This is a genomic window from Microvirga massiliensis, from assembly GCF_001006805.1.
Classification (GTDB): domain Bacteria; phylum Pseudomonadota; class Alphaproteobacteria; order Rhizobiales; family Beijerinckiaceae; genus Microvirga; species Microvirga massiliensis.
Window position 1 is genome coordinate 129,345 of the sequence record NZ_LN811350.1, and the last position, 10,932, is coordinate 140,276.

Below are 10,932 nucleotides of genomic sequence, written 5' to 3' on the forward strand. Positions count from 1 at the left end.
CGCGCGCGACAGCGCGCGGGTGAGGGTGGCTGCGCTGACGTTGCAAGCACGGCGCATCGCTGCGTTCCACACCAAAAGCAATTCACATCAGCCGAAAGATTTTGCAGGTGGCGTTTCTGCGTTCCGGTATTCTACCGACCACCATACTCCTCATGGGATTTCTCCTGCCCTCCGCAATTGTCGCCCAGCCGATTGCGGAGCGGCTTGCACCCTGCCTGGCCTGCCATGGCGAGAACGGGACCTCGCAGACGCCCGGAGTCCCGTCGCTCGGCGGCCAGCCGGCCGCCTTCGTGCTGATCCAGCTCTACCAGTTCCGTGAGAAGCAACGCATCGCGGCGCCCATGAACGAGCTCACGGCCGAATTCACCGACGACGATCTACGCACGTTCTCGGACGAGATCGCGAAGCTCCCACCGCCAGTGCCGGCATCGGACGCGGCCGTCGACGCAGCGCTGATCGAGAAGGGCCGCGCCGCAGCGCAGCGGCATCGCTGCGGCTTCTGCCACAACCCGGACATGTCGGGGCACGACCAGATCCCGCGCATCGGCGCGCAACGCGAGGATTACCTTGCGAGGGTGCTTCGCGAATACAAGTCAGGCGAGCGCCGCGGCTATGATCCCGCGATGGTCGAGATCGCCGTCGGTATCGCCGACGACGAAATCGCGGCGCTCGCGCACTATTTGGCGAACCTGCGCTGAGCGACGAATGCATTCTCGTCATGGCGAGCCGGAGGCGGGGCGAACCATCCGTCGACGGGTAGATTGCTTCACTTCGTTCGCAATGACGAAGAGGGCGTGAGGGCGGGCAGTGCAGGGCCGGAAACGGAGTCGCGCCGGACCCACGGCCGTCCTTGTGGTCTGGCGTCATCAGGCCTGCCGCGGACTCACTGCGTCATTGCGAACCGCAGGCGTGATGCACTGCCCATCCCACCGCACTTCCGTCATTGCGAGCCGCAGGCGAAGCAATCTACCCGTCGGCGGGTATGCTCCTGAATTGCCTCACGTCGTTCGCAAAGACGGTGAGGGCATGACTATGTGGTGCCGTAACGCCTGCGTCGCCGACGATGCTGGACAAGACGGGGCAGGCGGGTGAGATCGTCACCCGTCCCACGGAGATACACCGCATGCAGGCCTATCGTTCCCTCGAATCCCGCTTCGCCCGCATCGCCTCGATCGAGGATGCGGTCGGGATGCTGCAGTGGGATGCCGAGACCATGATGCCGGAGGGGTCGGCGGGCGTGCGCGCGGAGCAACTCGCGACGCTGAAAGGGCTCGCGCACGAGCTGCTCACGGCGCCGGACACCGGCGGCTTGCTCGCCGCCGCGGACCAGGAGCAGGCCGATCTTTCCGAGTGGCAGCGCGCCAATCTGCGCGAGATGCGCCTGCGCTACGTGCATGCGACCGCGGTGCCGCGCGATCTCGTCGAGGCCAATTCGCGCGCCGTGTCGCGGGCCGAGATGGCATGGCGCGAGGCGCGGCGCACCAGCGACTTCGCCCTGCTCCTGCCGCATCTTAAGGAGGTGCTCGCGCTGCAGCAGCAGATCGGGCAGGCGAAGGGCGCGGCGCTCGGCCTCTCGCCCTACGATGCCCTGCTCGACGGCTACGATCCCGGCCTGCGCCAAGCGAAGATCGACCCGGTCTTCGCGGATCTGCGCGCTGAGCTCCCGGCGCTGATCGCAGCCGCGCAGGAGCGCCAGCGGACGCTTCCTCCGATCCAACCGCTCGACGGCCCGTTCCCGGTCGAGGTGCAGCGCCGCATCGGCTCAGGGTTGATGACGACCGTCGGCTTCGATTTCAACAAGGGACGGCTCGACATCAGCCTGCACCCGTTCTGCGGCGGCTCGACCGGCGATGTCCGGATCACGACCCGCTACGACGAGGACGATTTCTTCGGCGCACTCATGGGCGTGCTCCACGAGACCGGGCATGCGCTCTACGAGCAGGGGCGCCCGGAGGAATGGCGGCACCAGCCGGTCGGCTCCGCGCGCGGCATGACGCTGCACGAGAGCCAATCGCTGCTCATCGAGATGCAGGCCTGCCGGAGCCGCGAGTTCCTCACCGCCCTCGCGCCGATCCTGCGCGAGGCCTTCGGGCGCGAGGGCCCGGCCTGGAGCGCGGAGAACCTCTACCGGATCTGCACGAGCGTGGAGCCCGGCTTCATCCGGGTCGATGCCGACGAGGTCACGTATCCGGCGCATATTCTCGTGCGCTACGAGCTCGAAAAGGCGATGATCGCCGGCGACCTGCCAGTGCAGGACCTCCCACAGGCCTTCAATGCCGGAATCAAGGAGTTGCTCGGGCTCGAGGTGCCGAACGACCGCCTCGGCTGCCTGCAGGACATCCACTGGCCCGGCGGCGCCTGGGGCTATTTCCCAACCTATACGCTCGGCGCCATGGCGGCGGCGCAGCTCTTCGCCGCCGCCTGCCGGGCCGAGCCCGGCATCCTGCCCGGGCTGGCGGAGGGCGAATTCGGCCTCCTGCGCGCCTGGTTGCGGGAGAACGTGCACGCCAAGGGCAGCCTGCTCGCGACGGACGAGCTGATGATCGCGGCGACGGGGCAGCCACTCACCGCGCAGGCCTTCCGCGAGCACCTGCACCGCCGTTATCTCTGAACGAACGGCCGACAGAAAACCGGGCGGAGGCGGCCTTCGGCCCCGGCCCGTCGAGAATGGAATGCGTGCACGGCGTCGTGGAGAGGCGCGCCCACGCCTCTCCACGACACGAAGGCTCACTTGCTCTGCGTCGAAGAACCCGAGCTGTCCTTCTGCAGCATCTTCTGGCCGGGCGAGTATCCCGACACGCCCGGGCTCTTGACCGATCCGGTCGTGTCGTTCTGCATCGTCTGACCGGGCGCGGCATCCGAGGCGCCGGGGCCCGTCATATTGCTGCGGTCCTGCTGGCCCGGCGCATATTGCGAGGCGCCGTTCGCGTTCGAGGTGCCGCTCGAGGTCTGGGCAAAACCGGCGGCCGGAAGCGCCACGATCAGCGCGGCCGCACAAGAGATCAGAAGGGTCTTCTTCACGCGTCAGCTCCTTTTCGCGTAGCGTTCATGGAGCCGGGAGAACGCGAGGCCGGGAAGCAGGTTCCGGCGCAGCCGCGCCGGCGAGTCGACCGTGCTCCGGCATGACGCGAAAAGACAAGTTCAGGGGCAGGCATTGAATTGACTGCCAATTGGCAGCATATTTGTTGCCTGGAGGCAGGAACATGGCAGGTTTTCCGAACACGGTCCGCCCCGCCGTTGACGCGGGGCTGCCGTCCATACCTCCCAATCTGGCGGATGCCGCCACCCGCGAGCGCCTCACCCCGGCGGCCGTGGACAGCATCCTGCGGCTGGCCGAGATCTGGCGGCTGACGAGCGCCGAGATCTGCGCCCTTCTCGGCGACGTGTCGGAGCGGACATGGTTCCGGATGAAGAAGGGCGAGTGGACCGGCACACTGTCCCAGGACACGCTCACCCGCATCAGCGCGCTCGTCGGCATCTTCAAGGGCTTGCGGCTTCTCTTCTCCGAGCCGCTTTCGGACGAATGGGTGCGGCTGCCTAACAAAGGACCGCTCTACGGCGGCCGGCGTCCGCTCGACGCTCTGATCGAGGGCGGGATTCCGAAGATGCTGGAGGTCCGACGCCATATCGATGCGTTGCGCGGCGGGCTTTGAATGTGGCCCCTGCCCACGGTCGAACTGGCGCAGCGAGACACGGTGCGGCTGATCTCAACGGGCCGGCTCAAGGAGCCCGTGCTGCTGCCACTTGCCGCCAACCACGGCGCGCTCGAGGACTTGGCCGATCTGGAGAGCGTAACGAACGGCCGGCTTCAGGCGCAAGAGACCGGCCTGCCCGATCTCGATCCGCGCGAATTGGTCTTCGGTCGCGCCGGCCACACCTTCATCAACGCCGCTTTCGCGCATACGCGGCCGGGCGGCAACCGCTTCAACGGCGACGACTGCGGCGCCTGGTATTGCGCCTTCACGGTTGAGACGTCACTCGGCGAGGTGTCCTATCATCTCACCCGCGAACTCGAAGCGATCGGCCGCTTCGAGAACGTGACGGATTATGCCGAACTCGTCGCGGACTTCTTCGGCCCGTTCCACGATCTGCGCGTGGCCGACTGCGCCGCCGAGCCCGCCCTTCACGATGATCCGGCAATCGCGTACCCGGCCGGACAGGCGCTCGCCCTTCGGCTGCGCCGGGAAATCGGCAGTGGCGGTCTGGTGTATCCCTCCGTACGCCATGCGGGAGGAACCTGCCTTGTCGCGTTCCGGCCCGAACTGGTCCAGAATCTGCGGCAGGGCGGCATCTGGCGCCTCGAGTGGCAGGGAGTACCGACCCCGACCGTCTCGCGCCAGGGTCGCTGACGTCTCTGCTGCTGGATGACGGTCGCGGCGGCCGGCATCGCGGCTCGGCATACGTCCAGGGAATGCGTACCATCACGCAGTTCGCCGCTGTCTCCATGGTCAACGCCACCCTCCCCGTCATCGCGAGCGCGAGCGAAGCGATCCAGGCCAGCGCCTCGGGCCGCAAGGACGGAATGTCGGTGATCAGATCATGGTTCGGAAACTTGTAGCAGGGCTGCGGGTAAACTAAGTTATATTCTGCGAGCATCACCTATTTCACCGCGAGGTCTTCATGGAATCGGACGCCAAGGCTGCCAGGACCATCGGCTCCGACGAGTTCGAGGCCGCGGTCATGGCTCGCGTTTCGAAATTGCTCACAGCCTATAGGCACGCGTCCAAGCCTGATTCCGCCGAACTGCCCGACGTGCTCGATGGCGTTCGCCGAGCCATTCACGAATCGATCGAAGACAAGACAATCGTCGAGGGGCTGGATCCCACGGCCGCGGCCCTGCTCGGTACCGTCGCCGAGATCGTCAGGGACGTGCGCGGGAAGGTCTCGGAGAAGAACATCGGCGCCATCATCGAGGTGATGCTTCCGGCCTACGATCCGGTGGCTGCCGTCCGCACCAAGATCGAGGCCGACAACGCCGCCGCCCGCGTGCGTTTCATGGAGACCGTGCCCTGCTACACGAATGCGCAATTGGCCGATCTCGTCGGGCATGCGGCGAAGAACAGGAGTGCAACCGGCAGCCGCTGGAAATCGGACGGCCGGGTTTTCTCCGTTCCGTTCCAGGGGAAGGAATACTACCCGGCGTTTCAGTTCCAGGACGGAAGGCCCCATCCGACGATTGCCGCCGTGTTGTCCGCACTCCCTGACGCCATGTCGCCCTGGCAGATCGCATTCTGGTTCGTGTCCTCGAACCCATGGTTGGACGGAGAGGTGCCGAGCAGGCGCCTCACGGATCGCGAGGCGCTCGTCCAGGCTGCGAAGAGGGAAGACGAGGCCGTCGTCGGATGACGGCGGTCCCGCCCCCGCCGTCATCCATCACATGCAACGTGATGTCCCTGGCGGCGGAGCAGATCCTCCATCGAATCCACGATACCCGCTTCGAGGCCACCACCTTCAACCCGGGCTTCGGCGACACGCGCTTCGCCCCGATCCGGACCCCCGAGGGCAATCCCATACCGACGTGCTATGCCGCGACGTCGTTCGGCTGCGCGGCGTTCGAGTACATCTTCCACGACATCAACGTGACGGCGGACTTCAAGTCCGTGTCCATGCGTCAGATCGAGAGGCTGGCGTATTCACGGATCGAGGTTCGCCGCGAGCTTCGACTGGCGCGTCTCTTCGAGCCGGACCTCAACAAGTGGGGCCATTCGCGACGCCACCTCATCGACACCCCGCCGAGCACCTATCCTGCGACGCGTCTCTGGTCGGCTGCCATTCACGCGTCGAATCCCAACATCGACGGCATGATCTGGACTTCCCGTAAATACGATGAAGAGCGAGCCCTCATCCTGTTCGGCGATCGTGTGCAGCCGTTCGACCTTGCAGTCCGATCATCGACGCGCATGGCGTCGAGTCCGGAATGGCTCGGCGAGCTCCGGGAGCTCGGTCAACTGGCAGGCATCGTACTGACGCTTTGATTTGGCTTGCCGGTATGACGCCTCGCATCATCGCGAGCGGAGCGAAGCAATCCAGGAGCGCATTCGTCGACGGGTAGATTGCTTCGCCTGCGGCTCGCAAGGACGGCAGTGGGTCTGGAGTCAACTTCCGTTTCCGGCAGTAATCCTCGCGTCCTCCCCGTCATTGCGAACGCAGTGAAGCAATCCAGGCCTCCGCCTCAGGATGAAGCACTTCGTCCCCGGCTCGCAACGACGGTGTGAAGCCAACGCCAGCGTCTCACTTGATCTCCCAGGACGTGTTGTGCGGGATGTCCATCGCGGTGTAGCCGCCGGCGCCGGCCAGGGCAGGCATGGCCATGCAGGCGAAGGGCTCCGTGCCGGTAATCCCCTTGTACTTGCCGGTGCCGCCCGTGATGACATGGGTGCCGCAATTCATCTCCGGCTGCGCCTTGTCGACATCACGCGTGTCGAAGGTCGAGAAGATCTGGTCGCCGTCCTTGTCGGCCAGCACGCAGGCGCCATCGATGTATTTCTTGGCGCCCGACGCGACGCTCAGCGCGGCGCAATGGGCCGACATCTTGTCGAACATCTTCTCTCCCTTCATGTTTTCCGTGGTCCCGACCGCCTCCAGCGGCGTGACCGTCCCGGTATCGGGGACATCGATGCTCATCAAAGGCCGAAAGACGAAGTGCGTCACGTAAGGCGACGTCCCCTTCTTATCCATGGTCTGTCCCAGGACGACCCCGGGCGCGAAAGCCATGATGACGCCGGACAACAGAGCTGTGGTGATGAGCTTGGCACGCACGGTTCTCTCCCCATGGACCTGCGGGAAGTAACCAAGTTGCATTTACTTCCCGCACAGGCGATGAACGCAACGCAACACACTAACATCCCAGAAGTTTACAGCTTCCAGGTATTCCAGCCGTAGTAGAATTGTGAATTATACTCTTGTCCCGCTTGGCCGTATCCGCGACCAAGTCGCACAAGGCCGCGCGCAGGCACCCGTATGCCAGAGCGGTGCCGCCCTCGCCGACATCCACCACGTGCAACACAGCGTGAGTCTCGTCGAATGGCAGGTACGGTGCCGATGCTTTGATTTGGATCTCCGGCAGAACGCCTCTCCGTCATCACGAGGGGAGCGAAGCGATCCAGGAGCGCATTCGTCGAGGGGTAGATTGCTTCGCCTGCGGCTCGCAAAGACGGAAGTGGATCTGTGACGGGCTGGATGACTGCGGCGGCTCGCAAGGACGGTGAGGCGGTGGAAGGGGCCGTGCATCACGCCTGCGACTCGCAGGGGCGGCAGTAGGTCCGGCGATTATTCCCGTATCCCGCCCTGCACCTCCTGCCCTCAGACCCTCTTCGTCATTGCGAACGCAGTGAAGCAATCTACCCGTCGACGGATGAAGCACGTCGCCTGCGACTCGCGATGACGGAAGGACTGTCGACGGCTATTCTTCAGATCAGGTCGTGGTAGAGATCGCGCCAATCTGGATTCTGCGCCTCGATCAGCGCCAGCTTCTTTCTGCGAGAACTGGCCTTGATCTGCTTCTCGCGCGCAATCGCAATCGTCATGTCTTCGTGCTCCTCATACCAGACGAGCAATTTGCACGCGTATCGTGACGTGAATCCCGGGATGAAGCCTTCGCGATGCTGCCAGACTCTCTGTGAGAGACTCGATGTAACCCCCGTGTAAAGCGTACCGTTGCGTCTGTTCGCCATGATGTACACGGCCGGCTGCTTCATGGACATGCCCCCATTGCCCTTTGCGCCCGTTCACCGTGACACATATGACCGGCCGCTTCATCAGCATGCCGCGCAAACCCTCACGTCGTTGCGAGTTCGCCTCTCCATCACTGCGAGCGGAGAGAAGCGATCCTGCTCACCACCTGAGCCGCGCTGTCCCGCCGACGCACATCGTGCCGGGCCCGGAACGGCTCGGCGGACTCCGGGAGCTCGGCCACCGCGCAGGCCTCGTGCCGACGTTCTGATCATGCACCCGGGCAGCACGCCCCCCACCGACATCACACCCGTCGGAACCCGGCCCCGGCTCCTGGCTTTCTCCTGCCCAGAGCGCTAGCTACGCGTTTTCTGGCCGGTTCGGGCCGCGGGCGATCCGCGGAGCCGAGCGTGGCCTCGCCGCACGAATGGACTGACATGGATCGGAGCAGAGACAACGCCGGTCGCGACGATGGCCCGCTGGAGCTCGACGTCCAGGGCGAGGGGCAGAGCGCGGGCGTCCCTGCGGCGGGCGAGCTCGAGGGCGGCTCCTTGAGCCCGACGGGCCGGCCGGGCGTGCGGCACTGGCAGGAGGCGACCATCACGAGGCCCGGCCTCGATGACCGCGCGGACGTGTTCTTCGCGGCGATCGAGATGACCCGGATGCCGATGATCCTCACGGATCCCAACCTCCCGGACAACCCGGTCGCCTTCGCGAACCGCGCCTTCCAGGACCTGACCGGCTACACGGAGGACGAGATCCTGGGGCGCAACTGCCGCTTCCTCCAGGGGGCGCAGACCTCGCGGGAGACCGTGCAGGAGCTCCGGGAAGCCATCGCGGAGCGGCGGGCCGTCTCCGTCGAGATCCTCAACTACCGGCGCGACGGCACGCCGTTCTGGAACGCCTGCTTCATCGGCCCCGTCTTCGACAAGGGCGGCAAGCTCCTCTATTTCTTCGCGTCCCAGCTCGACGTCACCCGGCGCCGGACCTCCGAGGCCGCCTTCCGGCAGGCCCAGAAGATGGAGAGCATCGGCCAGCTCACGGCCGGGCTGGCGCACGACTTCAACAACCTCCTCCAGGTCATCTCCGGGAACCTGGAGCTCGCCCTTTCGCGCACGGACCAGGATTCCCTGCGGCGCCCGCTCGAGAACGCGAGCCGCGCCGCCGAGCGCGGGGCCAAGCTCACGAAGCAGCTCCTGGCCTTCGCGCGCCGGACGCGCCTCGAGCCGAAGCCCACGAACCTGAACAGCCTGATCGTCGAGTTCGGCGACATGCTGGAGAACTCGGTGGGCCCGCAGATCGAGCTGCAGCTCAGCCTGCAGCCGCGGGTGCCGCCCGCTCTGGTCGATCCGGTCCATCTCGAGATGGCCGTGCTCAACGTGCTGATCAACGCGCGCGACGCCATGCCGAACGGCGGGACCGTGACGGTCTCGACCTCCCGGGTTCACCTCAACGGCGATGCGGCGGCGCATCACCTGCCGCCCGGGGACTACGTGGCCCTCAGCATCCGCGACGAGGGCGAGGGGATGCTGCCGCACGTGCTGGAGCGCGCGACAGAGCCGTTCTTCACGACCAAGAGCCAGGGCAAGGGCACGGGGCTCGGGCTCGCGATGGTGCACGGCTTCGTGCAGCAGTCGCTCGGCCGCCTGGAGATCGAGAGCGAGCGCGGCAAGGGCGCGTGCATCCGGATGCTCTTCCCGGCCGCCGCCGGGAAGGCCATGGCCGCGCCCAGGACGCACCGGGATGCCTCCCGGCCCGAGCCGCTGGGGCAGGCCGAGACGATCCTGGTCGTCGAGGACAGCGCCGACGTGCTCGAGCTCGCGCACGAGCACCTGACCGGGCTCGGCTATACGGTGCTCACCGCCCGGGACGCCGACGAGGCGCTCGCGGCCTTCGACCGGGCCGAGGGCAAGATCGACCTCCTGTTCACGGACCTCGTGATGCCGGGCAGCATGAACGGGCTCGCCCTCGCCGACGTCATCCGGGAGCGGGCGCCCGGGATCGGCATTCTCCTGACGACCGGCTACAACGACGAGCTTCTCCGGGAGGGCCCGGCGACCGCCGGCGCCGACGTCCTCGGCAAGCCCTATCGCCGGACGGAGCTGGCCGACCGGGTGCGCAGCGCGCTCGGCAACAGAGGACGCGAGAGCCGGTCCGTTTCCGCGCGGCCGGATGTTGGACCGCGCCATGAGGGATGAGCGCGAATTCCGGCAACCCGTCGAAGTTGCGCATCGTGCTGATACGTTGGTCGGGTGTTCTCACAAATCGCCGGGCCGTCTTTGCGAGCGCAGCAAAGCAATCCAAGTCAATGCCTCGATCTGGATTGCTTCGTCTTTGGCTCGTAATGACAGCGCGAACACAGCACTTATGATACATTCTTCATGTACCCAACATCGCCGCGCGGCAGTCACACCATATCCTTTGTCACTGGCGACGCGTAGGGAGCTTGCCAATCTGGCGGCTTCGGTGGAGTGGCAAAGGAACTTGGGAGTCGATAAGTGTCCCAGTGAAGGCGTGTGCTCGTTAGGCCAGAAGCGACGACGAACCGGGGAAAATCATCATCGGTATTTCCCGGCGGCCGAGGAAGAAGGCGAACTTCATAGCCTCCGACCCCATACTGGTGCTGATTGAAGTCGGTGTTGGTTCGCCGAAACAGCGCCTGGTACCATTCTGACCGCGCACCGCCGCCCCCTACAAAAATGGGAACGATCGGATGCGTGGGATTGGCTATCGATTGCAGCCGCGGCCTTGCGCCATAGAGGTCATCCGAAAAGTTCAGTGATGGCTGCTTGTTGCGCGTCTGCGCAATCACTGTATGGAGAAGTTTCTGAACTCTGCGTTCGATATCATCCAATGGAACGATCGTCGTTGGTTTCTTTCCGCCGAGGATGATTGGCTGTTCCAAGTGCGTCTCGGGGTCCTGTTCGATTCGGGCAAGTGCGTGACGCGCAACGGCCATAGTTCCAGTCTCGTCTACCTCAGCGGCATAGATACTGAATTCCGTTCCGTTCGGGCCACGCTGGAGTTGAAAGGCACTACCGTCAAGTGTTCCCCCACCAATGTCGAGAAATGCATAAAGGCCGGGGGCGGTGTTCTTGTCTTCCCCAAAATGGGCCAGGGCAGCCGTGAGTTCCGGCGCAACCCGAATTGGTAAGTCATCCCGGGACTGCGGTAATCGGCCGACTGCCGCCTCATACGCGGATGCAAGCTCTTTCGGACTAGCGGGCCGCGGCTCCTCGTCTCTCCAAAGCCAGGCTACCC

12 protein-coding genes are annotated in these 10,932 nt (G+C 65.2%); 8 read left to right on the plus strand and 4 right to left on the minus strand.

The features are described 5' to 3' along the window. Positions 1-107: 107 nt before the first annotated feature. Positions 108-698 (plus strand): c-type cytochrome, encoded by a 591-nt coding sequence (locus tag BN1233_RS00545; protein WP_244470874.1) that lies wholly within the window; start codon positions 108-110, stop codon positions 696-698. Between the two features lie 425 nt (positions 699-1,123). Continuing rightward, positions 1,124-2,611, plus strand: a complete 1,488-nt coding sequence (locus BN1233_RS00550) for a carboxypeptidase M32 (RefSeq protein WP_046861581.1) — start codon at positions 1,124-1,126, stop codon at positions 2,609-2,611. A 116-nt stretch (positions 2,612-2,727) separates the two neighbouring features. On the opposite strand, the gene BN1233_RS00555 is transcribed toward BN1233_RS00550, so the two are convergent. After that, positions 2,728-3,021 carry a hypothetical protein gene (locus tag BN1233_RS00555; RefSeq protein ID WP_046861582.1) on the minus strand — a complete coding sequence of 98 codons (294 nt, stop codon included), beginning with the start codon at positions 3,019-3,021 and terminating at the stop codon, positions 2,728-2,730. 182 nt (positions 3,022-3,203) lie between these two features. On the opposite strand from BN1233_RS00555, the gene BN1233_RS49420 reads away from it, so the two are divergent. From BN1233_RS49420 to BN1233_RS00575, 5 genes are all read left to right on the plus strand, one after another. Beyond that, a complete protein-coding gene (locus BN1233_RS49420; protein WP_046861583.1) occupies positions 3,204-3,653 on the plus strand; it encodes an antitoxin Xre-like helix-turn-helix domain-containing protein in 450 nt (149 codons plus the stop codon). After that, the gene (locus BN1233_RS00565; RefSeq protein WP_046861584.1) at positions 3,654-4,349 is read left to right on the plus strand and encodes an RES family NAD+ phosphorylase; all 696 of its coding nucleotides are present in this window, start codon (positions 3,654-3,656) and stop codon (positions 4,347-4,349) included. It begins immediately after the preceding gene. Between the two features lie 62 nt (positions 4,350-4,411). Beyond that, complete coding sequence (locus BN1233_RS46550; protein ID WP_154678245.1) at positions 4,412-4,558, plus strand: hypothetical protein; 147 nt, start codon at positions 4,412-4,414, stop codon at positions 4,556-4,558. A 62-nt stretch (positions 4,559-4,620) separates the two neighbouring features. Next, on the plus strand, positions 4,621-5,346 hold the full coding sequence (locus BN1233_RS42525; protein WP_048708984.1) for a hypothetical protein: 726 nt from the start codon (positions 4,621-4,623) through the stop codon (positions 5,344-5,346). After that, complete coding sequence (locus BN1233_RS00575) at positions 5,343-5,975, plus strand: RES family NAD+ phosphorylase (protein ID WP_046861585.1); 633 nt, start codon at positions 5,343-5,345, stop codon at positions 5,973-5,975. Before BN1233_RS42525 ends, BN1233_RS00575 begins: the two co-directional genes overlap by 4 nt. A gap of 256 nt (positions 5,976-6,231) precedes the next feature. Here the strand turns inward: BN1233_RS00575 and BN1233_RS00580 are convergent, their stop codons facing one another. Together BN1233_RS00580 and BN1233_RS00585 are read right to left on the minus strand one after the other, a co-directional pair. Next, a complete protein-coding gene (locus BN1233_RS00580) occupies positions 6,232-6,759 on the minus strand; it encodes a hypothetical protein (protein WP_046861586.1) in 528 nt (175 codons plus the stop codon). 650 nt (positions 6,760-7,409) lie between these two features. Beyond that, positions 7,410-7,697 carry a GIY-YIG nuclease family protein gene (locus tag BN1233_RS00585; RefSeq protein ID WP_046862311.1) on the minus strand — a complete coding sequence of 96 codons (288 nt, stop codon included), beginning with the start codon at positions 7,695-7,697 and terminating at the stop codon, positions 7,410-7,412. 411 nt (positions 7,698-8,108) lie between these two features. Here BN1233_RS00585 and BN1233_RS00595 point away from each other — a divergent pair, with 411 nt between their 5' ends. After that, positions 8,109-9,869, plus strand: coding sequence for a histidine kinase famiy protein (locus tag BN1233_RS00595; RefSeq protein ID WP_046861588.1), 1,761 nt, complete (start codon positions 8,109-8,111; stop codon positions 9,867-9,869). 209 nt (positions 9,870-10,078) lie between these two features. On the opposite strand, the gene BN1233_RS49020 is transcribed toward BN1233_RS00595, so the two are convergent. Further along, positions 10,079-10,932, minus strand: an 854-nt coding sequence (locus tag BN1233_RS49020) for a hypothetical protein (protein WP_210168205.1), incomplete at its 5' end; no start/stop codon positions are given.